14 protein-coding genes are annotated in these 15,317 nt (G+C 70.3%); 5 read left to right on the top strand and 9 right to left on the bottom strand.

Annotated elements, in window-relative coordinates:
* Positions 1-8: 8 nt before the first annotated feature.
* Entirely contained in the window at positions 9-482 is a 474-nt protein-coding gene (locus BM297_RS03580; RefSeq protein WP_092428356.1) for a tripartite tricarboxylate transporter TctB family protein, read from the bottom strand.
* Between the two features lie 494 nt (positions 483-976).
* On the opposite strand from BM297_RS03580, the gene BM297_RS03585 reads away from it, so the two are divergent.
* The 4 genes from BM297_RS03585 (at position 977) to BM297_RS03600 (ending at position 4,681) form a co-directional block, all read left to right on the top strand.
* Positions 977-1,753, top strand: coding sequence for an IclR family transcriptional regulator (locus tag BM297_RS03585; RefSeq protein ID WP_092428358.1), 777 nt, complete (start codon positions 977-979; stop codon positions 1,751-1,753).
* Between the two features lie 168 nt (positions 1,754-1,921).
* The gene (locus tag BM297_RS03590) at positions 1,922-2,497 is read left to right on the top strand and encodes a DUF922 domain-containing protein (RefSeq protein ID WP_092428360.1); all 576 of its coding nucleotides are present in this window, start codon (positions 1,922-1,924) and stop codon (positions 2,495-2,497) included.
* 296 nt (positions 2,498-2,793) lie between these two features.
* Positions 2,794-3,852 (top strand): Gfo/Idh/MocA family protein, encoded by a 1,059-nt coding sequence (locus BM297_RS03595; RefSeq protein ID WP_092428362.1) that lies wholly within the window; start codon positions 2,794-2,796, stop codon positions 3,850-3,852.
* Between the two features lie 13 nt (positions 3,853-3,865).
* Positions 3,866-4,681: a sugar phosphate isomerase/epimerase family protein gene (locus tag BM297_RS03600; protein ID WP_092428364.1), complete on the top strand. Its 816-nt coding sequence runs from the start codon at positions 3,866-3,868 to the stop codon at positions 4,679-4,681.
* A gap of 2 nt (positions 4,682-4,683) precedes the next feature.
* Here the strand turns inward: BM297_RS03600 and BM297_RS03605 are convergent, their stop codons facing one another.
* The 3 genes from BM297_RS03605 to BM297_RS03615 are packed head-to-tail and all read right to left on the bottom strand — an operon-like array spanning position 4,684 to position 8,258.
* Positions 4,684-5,607 carry an FAD:protein FMN transferase gene (locus tag BM297_RS03605; protein WP_092428366.1) on the bottom strand — a complete coding sequence of 308 codons (924 nt, stop codon included), beginning with the start codon at positions 5,605-5,607 and terminating at the stop codon, positions 4,684-4,686.
* Positions 5,591-7,768, bottom strand: coding sequence for a PepSY domain-containing protein (locus BM297_RS03610; RefSeq protein ID WP_092428368.1), 2,178 nt, complete (start codon positions 7,766-7,768; stop codon positions 5,591-5,593). The genes BM297_RS03605 and BM297_RS03610 overlap by 17 nt, the downstream gene beginning before the upstream one ends.
* A 19-nt stretch (positions 7,769-7,787) precedes the next feature.
* Positions 7,788-8,258, bottom strand: a complete 471-nt coding sequence (locus BM297_RS03615; protein ID WP_092428370.1) for a DUF2271 domain-containing protein — start codon at positions 8,256-8,258, stop codon at positions 7,788-7,790.
* Between the two features lie 133 nt (positions 8,259-8,391).
* Here BM297_RS03615 and BM297_RS03620 point away from each other — a divergent pair, with 133 nt between their 5' ends.
* The gene (locus BM297_RS03620; protein ID WP_245768195.1) at positions 8,392-10,692 is read left to right on the top strand and encodes a heavy metal translocating P-type ATPase; all 2,301 of its coding nucleotides are present in this window, start codon (positions 8,392-8,394) and stop codon (positions 10,690-10,692) included.
* 85 nt (positions 10,693-10,777) lie between these two features.
* Here the strand turns inward: BM297_RS03620 and BM297_RS03625 are convergent, their stop codons facing one another.
* The 5 genes from BM297_RS03625 to aroQ all read right to left on the bottom strand — a co-directional run bounded on the left by BM297_RS03625 (position 10,778) and on the right by aroQ (position 15,094).
* Positions 10,778-11,797, bottom strand: a complete 1,020-nt coding sequence (locus BM297_RS03625; RefSeq protein WP_092428374.1) for a TRAP transporter substrate-binding protein — start codon at positions 11,795-11,797, stop codon at positions 10,778-10,780.
* Between the two features lie 49 nt (positions 11,798-11,846).
* Positions 11,847-13,127: a TRAP transporter large permease subunit gene (locus tag BM297_RS03630; RefSeq protein ID WP_092428376.1), complete on the bottom strand. Its 1,281-nt coding sequence runs from the start codon at positions 13,125-13,127 to the stop codon at positions 11,847-11,849.
* Positions 13,127-13,687, bottom strand: coding sequence for a TRAP transporter small permease (locus tag BM297_RS03635; RefSeq protein WP_092428378.1), 561 nt, complete (start codon positions 13,685-13,687; stop codon positions 13,127-13,129). The genes BM297_RS03630 and BM297_RS03635 overlap by 1 nt, the downstream gene beginning before the upstream one ends.
* 106 nt (positions 13,688-13,793) lie before the next feature.
* On the bottom strand, positions 13,794-14,645 hold the full coding sequence (locus BM297_RS03640) for a shikimate dehydrogenase (RefSeq protein WP_092428380.1): 852 nt from the start codon (positions 14,643-14,645) through the stop codon (positions 13,794-13,796).
* Between the two features lie 8 nt (positions 14,646-14,653).
* Positions 14,654-15,094, bottom strand: a complete 441-nt coding sequence (gene aroQ / locus BM297_RS03645; protein WP_092428382.1) for a type II 3-dehydroquinate dehydratase — start codon at positions 15,092-15,094, stop codon at positions 14,654-14,656.
* Positions 15,095-15,317 lie beyond the last annotated feature (223 nt).

Here is a 15,317-nt window from a genome sequence, read left to right on the forward strand (position 1 = left end):
TGAGCTCCTCAAGGCAGGTAGACGCTGAAGGCGAGGGTGAACAGCAGGTAGATCAGGCCCACCAGCAGGGCACTGGTCAGCAGCGCCAGCAGCGGCCGGCCGCTGCGCAGGTAGAGGATCGACAGCAGCAGGAACACGAAGGTGCTGACGTAGAAGCTGGCCCACTGGATGCTCGCCAGGTAGGCCACCGCCAGCACGGTGAACACCAGGATGCGCCGCGGGAAATGCTGCGCGCAGAACTGCCGCGCGGCGGCGAGCCAGTTGCCGGCGCCGGAGTCCGGCCGGCGCAGGGTGTCGAGCAGGATGCGCCCGCCGGCCAGCAGCAGGATGGCGCTGATGCCGAGGGGAAAGGCTCCCGGCGAGCTGATGCCGCTGAAACCGGCGATACCGTAGGCCTGCACGGCCACGGCGGCGGCGAGGACCAGCAGCAGGCAGACGAAGGCGAGTTCGCCGACCAGTCGTTTCTCAAGGGTGTTTTGCATGACGTGTCACTCCGCTGGTGGTTCGCGGACGAACCTCCAGCTGGCCAGGCGGTGGAGAGCGGGCGCTGCCCGGGAGTCAGCCGATCAGGCGCAGCAGGCGTCGCAGGCGACCGGCGAGGGGCCTGCCTGGTCGGGATGCCTGTGGCGGCGGCGTCGAGTGGCCGTCGAGATGGACGAGAGGGGCGAGGCCGGTCCAGCAATCCGTCATGGCGACGAAGGCGGTGGAGGTGCGAGGGTGCGAAGCGTGGTGCATGGGGGCATACCTGCGTTCTTATATTTATTGGTATGCAGCGTCGGGTGAGTGACGTTGCAGGTGACGAGATTATTGGAACCTGGTTTCATAAACACAATTCGGGATGCCCGATAATCGAACCAAAACTAACTGGCTGGAACATTTTCACCATTCCCGCGCAGGCGCCCGGCCCGCAGCGCACGGTTTTCGCCGGAGCGCCGGCTCTTTTAGAATCTCTGCATCTAACGCTTGGATACCCAACATGGCAGGCAGTCAAATCGAACGCGCACTGAGTCTTCTGGAAAGCCTGACCGCCGACCCGAGCGGGATGCCCCTGCAGGGCCTCGCCGACCAGCTGCAGATCCCCAAGAGCGCCACCCACCGCATGCTCGCCGAGCTGATCCGCCTCGGTTACGTGCGCCAGGACCCGCAGACCAGTCGCTACCAGCTGTCCACCAAGCTGGTGGCGCTGGGCTTTCGCTACCTGGCCAACAGCGGCGCCGACGTGGTGCAGCCGATCCTCGACCGCCTGGCCGAGGAAACCGGCGAACTGGTGCGCCTGGGGGTGATCGACGGCGAGCGCCTGACCTGGATCGCCAAGTCCCAGGGCGCGCGCGGCGGCCTGCGCTACGACCCGGACATGGGCCGCGACGCGCCGCTGTCCTCCACCGCCTCCGGGCACGCCTGGCTGGCCAGCATGAGCGACGCAGAGGCCCTGGCCCGCGTCGCGCAGCAGACCCCGGTCGACCCCGCCGAACTCGGCCCCAACGCCCCGCGCAGCGAGGCGGCACTGCTCGAGCGGCTGCGCCTGGCCCGCCAGCACGGCTACGCCTGGGTGGTGGAAAGCTCGGCGGTGGGCACCGCGGCCATGGCCTCGGTGATCCGCGACCCGCGCAACCAGCACGCCATCGGCGTGCTCAGCCTCGCCGGCCCCAGCGCCCGCCTCGGCGAGGCGCGCATGCACGCACTGGCGCCGCGCCTGCTGGCGGCCAGCGAGGAGCTGGCGCAGGCCAGTCAGGCGTCGGAGTTGTTTTCCTGAGGGCGGAAGAGGGTCAGCGGCGGTCGATCGGCATGGGCAGCTGGCCCCAGAGCGGGCGCTGACCGATCAACGACACCCAAGGCTTTCAAGCAACGCACTATTCTCTTGCAGAGATGCCGGGGAAGAGGCTTTCGCCGCAGCCAGGTCAGCGGGCGGCGAGGAGGGCGCGTGCGTGGAGTCTGGTGGTTGTTGGCGCTGGCGCCGCTGGTCCAGGCTGCGGAGCCGGTCAGCTCGACGGTTCGTGAACAGCACTACATGGTGTACGGGCGGACCGTTGACGATATCCGCCGCTCGATCATCGAGAGAACCCCGGTGCGCAACGCGCAGGCCGCGTTCGCGGGCAACACGAAGAGCCACTACAAGACGACCTACAGGCTGGTGCCCGTGGCGCAGACGGGCTGCGTGCTGAGGAATGCCGCGGTGAAGGTCGAATCGGTCGTTACGCTGCCCCAGCTGGCGCCGGGCACCTTACCCCCGGCGGTCGCGGCCGAGTGGCGGCGCTACTACACCGCACTGCGGGCGCATGAATACCTGCATGTGGAAGGCGGCAAGGAGTCGGCCAGAGCGACGCAGCAATGGCTGGCCAGCATGAAGGTCAGTGGTCCGTGCCATGCGGCGAGGCCCCGCGTCCGGGCCGCCATCGAGGCGTACATCCGCATGCTGGATCAGCGCGATCGGCGCCTGGATGCCATCACCGATCATGGCCGCTCGCAGGGCGCCTGGCTGGATGCCCGGGTTCGCTAGGGCCGCTGGAGAAGGGCGCACCCGCCGCGGCCATCGCTCCAAGAGCGGCTACCTCTCCCGTGCAAACTACCCACGCCCCGCTGCGGTTGGCTTGATTCCAGCGTTCAATGCCGCGCTCCGGCCGACGGCCGTTGTCTGCCGTGGACTCCGGTTGCCTTCGAGTCGGTGTGTTCGTTAATCGAACAGCCTTGGTTGCGTCATCTTGCGAAAAAGTGGAGCAAGGTTCTAGATTGTTGTGGCGCGGATGGATGCACCTGCCCCCATCCCGCCCGCCACAACAACAAGAGGAACCCGCCTTGGCCGAGCCACTGCGTATCGCCCTGATCGGTGCCGGCGTCATGGGACGTCAGCACCATCAGTATCTCCAGAACCTGCCTGAAGCCCGGCTGTGCGCGGTGGCCGACCCCGGCCCGCAGGCCGCGGCCTTCGCCGCCGAGTGTGGGGTGCCTTATTTCGCCGAGCACCGGCGCATGCTCGACGAGGCCCGCCCGCAGGCGGTGATCGTCGCCAATCCCAACACCTTGCACGTCGGCACCGCGCTGGACTGCATCGCCGCCGGGGTGCCGGTGCTGCTGGAGAAGCCGGTCGGCGTGCACCTCGACGAGGTGCGCGAGCTGGTCGCCGCCTCGACCGGCAGCGGTGTGCCGGTGCTGGTCGGCCACCACCGCCGGCACAACCCGCTGATCGTGCGCGCCCGCGAGCTGGTGCAGCAGGGCAGCCTCGGTCGGCTGACCACAGTCACCGCGCTGTGGCAGCTGCAGAAGCCGGACAGCTACTTCGACATCCCCTGGCGCCGCGAGCCGGGCGCCGGGATGCTGCTGACCAACCTGATCCACGACCTCGACCTGCTGCGCCACCTGTGCGGCGAGGTGGTCGAGGTGCAGGCGTTCACCAGCAACGGCGCGCGCGGCTTCGCCAACGAGGACAGCGCCGCGGTGCTGCTGCGTTTCGCCAACGGCGCGCTCGGCACCCTGACCGGCTCGGACGCGGTGGCCGCGCCCTGGAGCTGGGAGCTGGATTCCGGCGAGAACCCGGTCTACCCGCGGCAGGCCGACCAGCCGTGCTACCTGTTGGCCGGCACCCTCGGCGCGCTGAGCATCCCGCAGCTCAGGCGCTGGCAGTACGCCGAACCCGGCGCCGGCTGGCACCAGCCGCTGCTGCACAGCCAGGAGAGCAACACGCCTGGCGAAGCCCTGTCCCGCCAATTGCAGCATTTCGTCCGCGTCGCCCGCGGCGAGGCCGCGCCGCTGGTCAGCGCCGCCGACGCCGGTAACACCCTGGCGCTGCTCGAAGCCATCCAGCGCGCCGCCGCGAGCGGCCGCGCCTGTGTCCCCGAACTCCTTTCCCTCCAATAAGAAGAGATCCGCCATGAGCGAACGCAACCTGTCCCTCGCCGCCCTGACCGTGCTCGAGCTGTCCCCGCCGCAGATGGTCGAGGTGGCCGCCCGCGCCGGCTACAGCCACGTCGGCCTGCGCCTGGTGCCGGCCACCGCCGAGGAGCACCACTTCCCGCTAGTCGCCGACGCCGGCCTGCGCCGGCAGACCCAGCAGCGCCTGCGCGATACCGGCATCGAGGTGTTCGACATCGAGATCCTGCGCCTCAAGCCCGAGACGGTGGTCGCCGAGTTCGAGCCGATCCTCGCCGCCGGCGCCGAACTGGGCGCCAGCACGGTGCTGGTGGCCGGCAACGACCCCGACGAGGCGCGGCTGACCGACAACTTCGCCGCCTTCTGCGAACTGGCCGGCGGCTTCGGCCTCTATCCGCACCTGGAGTTCATGCCCTGGACCGACGCCAGGGACCTGCTGCAGGCCATGCGCGTCGTCGACAACGCCGGGCAGGCCAACGGCTGCGTGCTGGTCGACGCCTTCCACTTCAACCGCTCGGGCTCGCGGCTGGAGGACCTGGCCCGTCTCGATCCGGCGCGCATGCGCTACGCCCAGCTGTGCGACGTGGCCGGCCCGGTGCCGGACGACATGGCCGAGATCCTCCGCCAGGCGCGCAACGAGCGGCGCTTCCCCGGCGATGGCGACTGCGACCTGCTCGGTCTGCTGCGCGCCTTGCCGGCCAATCTGCCGCTGAGCCTGGAGGTGCCTAGCCGGCAGTTGCTCGAGCAGGGTGTCGGCGCCCTGGAGCGGGCGCAGATCGCCATCGACAAGGCGCGTACCCTGCTGGCGCGGATCTGAGCTCAGAGTCCCACGGTGACCTCGCGGATGTGCTCGCCCTCGCGCACCAGGAACACCGCCCCCAGGCCCTGTTCCTGGGCGAGGCGGGCGCCGCGCTCGATGCCCAGCACCATCAGAGCCGTGGCCCAGGCGTCGGCGTACAGGCAGCTGCCGGCCAGCACGGTGACCGAGGCGATGCCGTTGTGCAGCGGCGCGCCGCTGTACGGGTCGAGGGTGTGCGAATAGCGCTGGCCGTCGCGCTCGCGCCAGTGGCGGTAGTCGCCGGAGGTGGCGATGGCCGTGTCGGCCAGCTCCAGGCTGGCGAACACCTCGCGCCGGCCGTACTCGGGCTTCTCCAGGGCGACGCGCCAGGGGCCGTCGGGCTTCTCGCCGCGGGCGCGCAGTTCGCCGTCGATGCCGACCAGGTAGCGCTGGGTGCCGTGGCGTTCCAGGCAGCGGGCCAGTTGGTCGACGCCGAAGCCCTTGGCGATGCCGTTGAGGTCAAGGCTGACCTCGGCTTCCTTGCGCACGGCGCGCCGTTCGCGGTCGAGGGTCAATGCCGCGGCGGCCGCGCAACGCGGCGCTTCGGGCGCACCTGCCGGCGCCGGGCTGAAGCCCCAGGCGCCGACTTGGGCGCCGAGGGCGATGTCGAAGGCGCCGTGCGACAGGCTGCCGACATGCAGTCCGGCGAGCAGCACCTGGTACAGCTCGTCCGGCAGGTCGAACCACTCGCCGAGCGGCGCGCGGTTCAGGCGCATCAGGGTGGAGTCCGGCTGCCAGGTCGACATCTGTCCATCGACCCGATCCACCGCCGCTTGCAGTTCGGCCTGGATGGCCCGGGTGTCGAGCCCGGCGGCGGCGAAGAACACCGCGCTGAAGCGGCTGCCCATGGTCGGCCCGCTGAGGCTGTAGCGCACCAGCGCGCTGGACTCAGTAAACGTCTTCACGGAAGCGCCCCTGTGCCTTGAGTTGATCGAGGTTGCTGCCCATGTCGGCCAGCAGGGTTTCCAGCACGGCGCGCACGCCGGCCGCCATGTCCCGCGAGCCGCAGACCAGCACCTGGGCGCCCTGTTGCAGCAGCGCACGCACGTTGGCGCCATCCGCATGCAGGCGGTCCTGCACGAAGCCCGGCGTCGGCCCCTGTGAGTAGGCCCGCTGCAGGCGCTGCAGGCGACCGTCCGCCAGGCACTGCTGGAGTTCCTCGCCATACAGCTGGTCGCCGACGTGGCGTCCGCCCCAGTACAGCTGGATGGGCCGGCGCGACTGGTTCTTGCGCACAAAGCCGATCAGCGGCGCCACGCCCACGCCGGCACCGATCAGCAGCACCGGCTGCGCGCCGGCCTGGGGGCGAAAGCCCGGATGCGCCTGGATGCTCGCCGCGAGCGTTGCGCCCGGCTGCAGCGCATGCAGGTAGTTCGAGCAGAGCCCCTGCGGATGCAGGCGCACGCAGACCTCCACGAAGCCGTCGTCAGCGGCGCTGGCGATGGAGTACAGGCGCGGCGCGGCGTCTTCCTCTGGGCGGATGGCCAGCAGATCGCCCGGGGCGAAGTCGGTGCTGCCGGGGGCCACGGCGAAGCGCAGCACCACGGCCGGCTGGCCACCGCGCTCGCTGTAGCACTGGCGCTGTTGCAGGGTCAGACGCACCTCGTTGGTCGGCAGCAGCGCCGATTGCAGGCGCAGCGGGGTGCAGAGCCGCTCGCCTAGCTGCCCGGCCCAGGCGTTCAGCTCGCCGCTGGCCTGGCGGTCGACGCGCTGCAGTGCCAGCAGTGGCGGGCAGCCGCGCTGCTGCAGGGCCTGGTCGACCGCTTCGGCATAGGCGCAGAAGCGTGGGAACTGGCGATCGCCGAAGCCGAGCACCGCCACCGGCAGGCCGCGCTCGGGCCAGCGGGCCGCGGCCAGACGGTCGAGGAACTGCCCGGCATTGTCCGGCGCCTGGCCGTCGCCATAGGTGGCGGCGAGCAGCAGCAGGCAGCGTGCCTGCGGGTAGTCGTCCTGTACGGTATTCATGGCGGCCACATGCACCGGCCAGCCGGCGGCCTCGAGCTGCGTCTGCAACTGGCGGGCGTAGGCCCAGGTCGAGCCGCCCTGGCTGCCGACCAGGATCACTGCCTCGGCCTGTTCGGCCGGTACACCTTGGTCCTGCTCACCGACCCGGCCGCGCCGCTGCCACCAGCCGAGCAGGCCGCTGCCGCCGAGGAACAGGGTGGACAGCGCCAGGCCTGCCAGCGCCAGGGACCACAGCGGCATGCCCTCGCCGGTGTGCAGGGCGTAGGCGGTTTCGTAGAGGTTCTGCGCCGCGCCGTTGCGCTGGAAGCTGATCCACTGGCCGCTGGCGGCGTTGACGAAGCCGCTGCCGCTGGCGGTGCGCAGGCTGAAGTAGTGGCTGTCGTCGGCGGCGCTGGGGAATTCCAGCTCGCGCAGCTCGGCCAGCTCCACCTGACGCAGCGCTGCGAGCGTGCCGACCGGCAGCTGCTGGGCGGCCGGGATGCCTTCGGGCCAGGCCGGCTCGTTGTCCGAACCGTCGCCGAGCAGGCCCAGGCTGGTCGCCGACAGGTACAGGCCGCTGAGGGCGAGCACGGCCAGACCCGGCAGGGCCCAGCGGGCGATCACCGTGTGCCAGTGCAGCACGCCCTGGCCGGCGCGGATCGGCGTCAGCAGGCGCCGCCAGCCACCGAGGCGGCGGGCCAGCAGGACGGCGCCGCTGATCGCCAGCAGCGCCAGGGCCAGCGCCGCCAGGCCGCTCAGCCAGCGACCGGTGGAGCCGAGCAGCAGCTCGCGGTGCAGGTCGCGCAGCCACTCGAGGCTGGCCGAGGGGGCGTAGGGGCCGAGGTCCGCGCCGGTCGCCGGGTCGACCACGTGGAGCGGCTCCTCGACGTCACCGCCGAGGGTGGCGAGCAGGGTGCCGTTGGCGCTGCGCTCCAGGCGCTCGACGTTCGGCAGCTGCTGACTGACGCGCTCGGCGACGACGGCCACGCTGTCGCCGGGGGCGCCCAGCTGGCCGAACTGTTCGCTCAGGCTGGCGCCCGAGAGCACCAGCCCGGTGGCGGCGGAAACCAGCAGCAGGGCGCTCAGTGCAAGGCTGGTCAGCAGGTGCAGGCGACGATTCATGGATGGGCCTCGTGGGGGATCAGAAGCGGTAGCTGACGCGGTCGACGTAGCCGCTGCCGGTGGCTTCGCCCGGCTCGCGGGTCAGCGGCAGGCGAACCTCGGCGCGGTTGTCGCGCTTGTCCTCGACCGCGCTGTCGATGCGGATCTCGTAGCCGGCATCGAGCAGGGCCGGTTCCAGCTCGACCTCCACCGTCAGGCTCTCGCCACTGCCGACGCTGGCGCCGGTCAGGCCGTCGAATTCGGCGCGCTGCGCGCCACCGCCGCGGCTCCAGTCGCGCAGGTGGCGGTAGTACTTGGCCTTCTTGCCGGCGACCCACAGGGTCTTCTGGTACTGGCCGTCGGCGTCGGTCAGGTAGATGGCCAGGTAGGCGCCCTTGCCGCGGTACTCCTTGAGGCTGACGTCGAGGGTCAGCGGCTGCGGCTGGGCGTGGGCCAGCAGCGGGGCGGCGGTGGCGCCGGCCAGGGCCAGGGTGACGAGCTTCTTGTGCATGGGGAGGGCTCCTGCGGATTCGATGCGACTACAGTAAGGGGCCAGGCTGAATTCAGCCTGAAGGCCGCCGCGACAGGGCTTAATCGGGGCTTAAGCTGAATGTGTGTGCGGCCGTGAGGCGCGGGAGACGAGCGTGGAGCAGGGAACCTGGGCACGAGTGCTGCGCTGGCGCGATCCGGCGCTGTTGCTGCTGACCAGCCTGACGCTGCTGGCCGGTGGCCTGGCCCAGTGGTGGGGCGCCGCCGGGCTGGCGGCGGCGAGCTGGACGGCGGGCAGCCTGCTGATGGCGCTGGTGCTGGGCGTCGAGATCGTCCACCGCCTGCTGCGCGGCGAAACGGGTGTCGACCTGCTCGCGTTGCTGGCCATCGGCGCCGCCCTGGCCTTCGAGCAGTGGCTGGTCGCCGCGGTGGTGGCGCTGATGCTGGCGACCGGGCGCACCCTGGAGTTCCTCACCACCCGGCGCGCCGAGCGCGAGCTGCGCGCGCTGATCGACCGCGCGCCGCGCGAGGCCTGGCTGGACGAGGGCGGCGATCTGCGCCGGGTGCCGGTCGAGCAGGTGCGGGTCGGCCAGGTGCTGCTGGTGCGCCTGGGCGAGGTGGTGCCGGTCGACGGCCGGCTGCTCAGCCCCACCGCCAGCCTCGACGAGTCGGCGCTGACCGGCGAATCGCTGCCGGTGACCCGCCAGCGCGACAGCCTGCTGGCCAGCGGCGTGGTCAACATCGGCGAGCCGTTCCAGCTGCAGGCCACGCAGACCGCCGCGCAGAGCACCTATGCCGGGGTGGTGCGCCTGGCCGAGGCGGCGCGGCGCTCGCGCGCGCCCTTCGTGCGCCTGGCCGACCGCTATGCGCTGTTCTTCATCCCGCTGAGCCTGGCGCTGGCGGCGCTGGCCTGGTGGCTGAGCGGCGATCCGCTGCGCGCGCTGGCGGTGCTGGTGGTGGCCACGCCCTGTCCGCTGATTCTCGCGGTGCCGATCGCCATCATGGGCGGCATCTCGCGGGCCGCGCGGCGCGGCATCCTGATCAAGGACGGCGCCACCCTGGAGGCGCTGGCCGGGGTGCAGCAGCTGTATCTCGACAAGACCGGCACCCTCACCAGCGGCCAGGCCCGGCTGCAATCGGTGGAGGTCCGCGGCGACGGCGATCCGCAGCGGGTGCTCGGCTGGGCGGCGTCGCTGGCGCAGGCCTCGGTGCATCCGATCTCCCAGGCCATCGTCCGCGCGGCCCACCAGCAGCAGCTGGCGCTGCAGGCGCCGCAGGCGGTGGAGGAGAGCGCCGGGGCGGGCCTGTGCGGCCAGGTCGGCGGGCACCGGGTCCGGCTCGGCACCCTGTCGTTCGCCCAGGCCGAGCAGCCGGACAGCCGCTGGGCGGCCAGCATCCTGCGGCGGATGGACTACGCCGCCTGCGGCGGCAGCTTCGTGCAGGTCGACGGCGAGCTGGTCGGCGCCCTGCTGTTCGCCGACAGCGTGCGCCGCGAGACGCCGCGGGTGGTCAGGCGCCTGCGCGCCGCCGGCATCCGGCACATCGTCATGCTCACCGGCGACCGCCTGGAAACCGCCGAGATGATCGCCCTGGCCGCCGGCATCGACGAGCTGCGCGCCGGGCTGTCGCCGGCGGACAAGGTGCGCGCGGTGCAGGACGGCCGTCGCGATGGGGCGACCCTGATGGTCGGCGACGGCATCAACGATGCGCCGGCGCTGGCGGCGGCCGACGTCGGCGTGGCGATGGGCGCGGCCGGTGCCACCGCCTCGGCCGAGGCGGCCGGGGTGGTGCTGCTGGTCGATCGCCTGGATCGTCTGGTCGAGGCGCTGGAGATCGCCCGGCGGACCCGCGCGATCGCCCGCCAGAGCGTGCTGGCCGGCATGGGCCTGTCGCTGCTGGCCATGCTGGTCGCCGCCTTCGGCTACCTGCCGGCGCTGGCCGGCGCGGTGGTGCAGGAGCTGATCGACGTGGCGGTGATCCTCTACGCGCTGCGCGCCCTCGGCCCGCGCCGGCCGGCGGCGCAGTGGCTCAGCGGCGAGCAGGTCGACCGTCTGCAGGACGAACATGTCCAGCTGGCGCGCCTGCTGGCCCGCCTGCAGCAGCTGGCCGGCGAGTTCACCCGGCTGGAGCCGGCTGCGGCCCGCCAGGCGCTGGTGGCGCTGGTCGACGACCTGCAGGTGCTGCTGGCCGAGCACGAGCACGACGACGAACGCCAGCTCTACCCGTGGCTCGCGGCCCGACTGGCCGGCGAGGATCCGCTGTCGGCGCTCAGCCACGGCCACCGCGAGATCTTCCGGCTGATCCACCTGCTGGCGCGCATGCGCGACGATCTCATCCTGGATCCTGCCGCGGTGCCGGCGGATGACGTGCAGGCGCTGCTGATTCGCCTGGATACCCTGGTGCGCCTGCACTTCGAGCAGGAGGAGGAGCTGTTCCAGTACCTGGATCGGCGCTGAGAGGGGGACTTGCGCCTGCTCGCTCCAAAACGACGACGCCCGCTGTCTCCAGCGGGCGTCGTCGTTTCGGCAGGCCTGCGGCGGCTTACTGGCCGCTGCGTACCTTGTCGATCGACTCGTACATGGCCTTGACCAGCGCCGGGTCGAGGTCCTTGGCGAACTGTTCGACCACCGGCTTGACCTTGTCGCGGAAGCGCTCGACCTCCTCGGGAGCGATCTCGTTGGCGGCGATGCCGTCCTGCTTGAGCTTGTCCAGCGCCTCGGTCTGCGCCTTGGCGGTGATCTCGCGCTGGAAGGTCTGCGCCTCGGCGGCGGCCTCGCGGATCAGTGCCTGCTCGTCGCTGCTGAGCTTCTGCCAGGTCCGCTGGCCGATCACGAGCGACTGCGGGTTGTAGATGTGGCTGGTGGCCGACAGGTACTTCTGCACCTCGTGGAACTTGTTGCCGAGGATCACCGTGTAGGGGTTCTCCTGGCCGTCGACGGTGTGCTGCTCCAGCGCGGTGTAGACCTCGGGGAAGGGCATCGGCACCGGGTTGGCGCCGAGCGCCTTGAAGGTCTCCAGGTAGATCGGCGACTGGATCACCCGCACCTTGAGGCCCTGCATGTCTTCCGGCTTGGTGACCGGGCGCTTGCTGTTGGTCAGGTTGCGGAAGCCCAGGTCCCAGTAGCCGAGACCGACCAGGCCCTTGCTCTCCAGGCTGGCGTGCAACTGCTGGCCGACTTCGCCGTCGATCACCGCGTGGGCCTCGGCGGTGTTGTTGAACAGGTAGGGGAAGTCGAGCATGGCGAATTCCGGCACCTGGGCGGCGAGGATGCCCGAGTTGAGCACGGTCAGGTCGAGGGTGCCGCCCTGCAGCGCGGAGACGGTCTGCAGGTCGCCGCCCAGGGTGCCGCCGGGGAACAGGCGCACCTTGATCTTGCCGTCGGACTTCGCACTGACCAGCTCGGCGAACTTCTGCGCGCCCTGGCCCTGCGGGTGCTCCTTGACGTTCTGGAAGGCGAAACGCAGGGTGCGCTCCTTGATCTCGGCGGCGCTGGCGGTGCCGGCGACCAGCAGGCCCGCGGCGCAGGCGGTGGCGATCAGGGTTTTCAGCAGTTTGCTCATGTCATGTGCCTTTCTATTGTTGTTGGAGGGAACGACAGGGTAGGGCCGGTCAGCCGGCGAGGAACTTCATGGGAACCAGCACCAGCTGCGGGAACAGCACCAGCAGGACCAGCACCAGCAGCTGGGCGATCAGGAACGGGCCGACGCCGCGGACGATCTCTTCCATCTTCAGCTTGGAGACGCCGCACACCACGTTGAGCACGGTGCCCACCGGCGGGGTGATCAGGCCGATCGAGGTGTTGATCAGGAACAGCACGCCGAAGTACACCGGGTCGATGCCGGCCTGGACCACCGCCGGCATCAGCACCGGGGTGAGGATCAGGATGGTCGGCGCCATGTCCATCACGGTGCCGACCAGCACGATCAGCAGCATGATCACCAGCAGCAGCAGGGTCGGGTTGTCCATGAACGGCTCGAGCAGCTCGGTCAGCTGGCCGGGCAGGTCGGCGATGTTGACCAGCCAGGCGGAAACCATCGCCGCGGCGACCAGGAACATCACCACCGAGGTGGTCTTCGCCGCGCCGAGGATCACCTCGTAGAGCTGGCTGAGCTTGAGCTCGCGGTAGATCACCACGGCGACGAACAGCGCGTAGACGGCGGCGACCACCGCGGCCTCGGTCGGGGTGAAGATGCCGAACTTGAGGCCGACGATGATGATCACCGGCAGGCCCATGGCCCAGCTGCCGTCGAGCAGTGCGTGCAGCACTTCCTTGGCCGAGCGCTTGGGCGGCATCTCGACGTTTTCCTTGCGCGCGACGAACCACCAGGCGATGGCCAGCGCGGCGCCGAGCATGATCCCCGGCACGATGCCGGCCATGAACAGCTTGGAGATCGACACCCCGGAGGCGACGCCGAAGATGATGAAGCCGATGCTCGGCGGGATGATCGGCGCGATGATGCCGCCGGCGGCGATCAGGCCGGCCGAGCGCTCGCGGCTGTGCCCGGCCTGCACCATCATCGGCACCAGCAGGGCGGCCAGCGCGGCGGCGTCGGCCACCGCCGAGCCGGACAGCGAGGCGAGCAGGCAGGAGGCGATGATCGCCACGTAGCCGAGGCCGCCGCGCTTGTGGCCGACCAGGGCCATGGCGATGTTGACGATGCGCCTGGACAGGCCGCCGGCGTTCATGATCTCGCCGGCCAGCATGAAGAACGGCACGGCCATCAGCGGGAAGCTGTCGGCGCCGTTGAGCAGGTTCTGGGCGATGATCTGCGCGTCGAACAGGTCGAGGTGCAGCATCAGCGCCACGGCGACCAGCAGCAGGGCGAAGGCGATCGGAATGCCCAGGGCCATGCCGCCCAGCAGGGTGCCGAGGAAGATGGTCAGGGTCATCAGGCGTTCCTCACGGCGGGGGCTTGCTGCTGTTGCAGGTGTTCGATCTCCTCGGCGGCCTCGTTGCCCTTGACCATCACCAGTTCGGCGTCGGACAGGCGGCAGGTGAGGGCGAGGAACAGTTCATAAAGCAGGATCAGCCCGGCGGTGACGCCGAACAGCACGCCGATGCCGTAGAACCAGGCCATCGACAGGCCAGAGGCGGGGGCGACCACGTCGAGGTTGATCTGCGCCTGCTGCCAGCTGCCGCTGAGGATCAGCCAGGTGACGAACAGCATCAGCAGGTGGCCGACCACCAGGCAGAAGCGCTTGCCGAGCGGCGGTAGGCGCTTGACCAGGCTGTCCAGACCGATGTGGGCGCGTTCCTTGAGGGCGACCAGGGCGCCGAGGAACACCATCCACACGAAGAACCAGCGCGACAGCTCCTCGGACACGCTGATTCCGGAGTTGAAGGCATAACGCAGGACCACGTTGCCGAAGACCAGCACCACCATGCCGAGCATGCACAGCACGATGAGCAGCTTGAGCAGGCGGAAGTAAAGGTCGGCTATTTTTTTCATGATTGACCTCGTTGGGTTGTGCCGGGGCTGGCAGGCGCATGGCCTCCCTGCCAGCGCTGCCTGTCCCGGTGTACGTGGCCGCCGCAGCGGCCACTTCTGGCGCGCCTCAGCCCATGCTGGCGAAGTGCGCCATCATCCGCTCGGCATCGGCCGCGCGGCCGGTGAACAGCTCGAACGCCTTGACCGCCTGGAATACCGCCATCTTGCCGCCGTCGAGGGTCTGGCAGCCCAGGGCGCGGGCGGCGCGCAGCAGCTCGGTTTCCAGCGGAAAGTAGATGATCTCCGCGACCCACAGGTCGGCGCGCAGCAGCTCGGCCGGCAGCGGCAGGCCCGGCAGCTTGGCCATGCCCACCGGCGTGGTGTTGACCAGGCCCTGGGCCTCGGCCATGGCGGCGGGCAGATCGCTGCCGGCCTGGGCGCGGCCGGCGCCGAAGCTGGCGTTGAGGCTGGCGGCCAGCTCGGCGGCGCGCGCCGGCTCGACGTCGAAGATGGTCAGCTGCTGCACGCCGTCCTGCAGCAGGGCGTGGGCCACCGCAGCGCCTGCGCCGCCGGCGCCCATCTGCACCACGCGCTCGCGGGCGACGTTCGGCAGGCCGCGGCGCAGGCCTTCGGCGAAGCCCAGGCAGTCGGTGTTGTGGCCGACGCGCTTGCCGTCCGCGAACACCACGGTGTTCACCGCGCCGATGCCGCGGGCTTCCGGCGACAGCTCGTCGAGCAGCGGGATGATCGCCTGCTTGCACGGGAAGGTGATGTTCAGGCCGGTGAAGCCCAGGCGCTGGGCGGCGTCGAGCAGTTCCGGCAGGGCGGCGCTGGTGACGCCGAGCTGGTCGAGGTCGATCAGCCGGTACAGGTAGCGGATGCCCTGGGCGTCGCCCTCGTGCTCGTGCATGGCCGGGGTGCGCGAGGCCTGGATGCCGGCGCCGATCAGGCCGGCGAGGATGCTGGAAGTCTGGGTCATGATGGCTCTCAACCGTTGAGCAGGTGGGCGAAGTGGGTCAGGCCCATGCGGTAGCCGTGGGTGCCGAAGCCACACAGCACGCCGAGCGCGATGCCGGAGACGAAGGAGTGGTGACGGAACTCCTCGCGCTTGTGCACGTTGGAGAGGTGCACCTCGATCACCGGCAACTCGGCGGCGACCAGGGCGTCGCGGATCGCCACCGAGGTGTGCGTCCAGGCGCCGGGGTTGATCAGGATGCCGGCGCAGCGGCCGCGCGCCTGGTGGATCCAGTCGATCAACTGGCCTTCGTGGTTGGTCTGGCGGAACTCGACGTCCAGGCCCTGTTCGGCGGCGGTGCGCTGGCACAGGGTCTCGACGTCGGCGAGGGTTTCGTGGCCGTAGGTGGCGGGCTCGCGGGTGCCGAGCATGTTCAGGTTCGGTCCGTTGAGGACCAGGATCAGACGCGACATGTGCACGCTCTCCGTTGTTGTTCTTGTCGCCGGTCGTGGGTGCCGGTAGTGGTGGGAAAAATGTACTAACCGGTTAATTCAGTCAAGAGCGACCAAGCGCCGAAGCCGCGGTGCCAATGTGCGCTGGAGTGCCTCGGGAAAGTCCTCGTGCTGGGCGAAAAAGGCGGGCAGGCCGCGGTTTTCAAGGCATGCGCGGGGGCTGCAGGCACCGCCACAGGGTGTC

Origin of the sequence: Geopseudomonas sagittaria (assembly GCF_900115715.1) — a bacterium.
GTDB lineage: Bacteria > Pseudomonadota > Gammaproteobacteria > Pseudomonadales > Pseudomonadaceae > Geopseudomonas > Geopseudomonas sagittaria.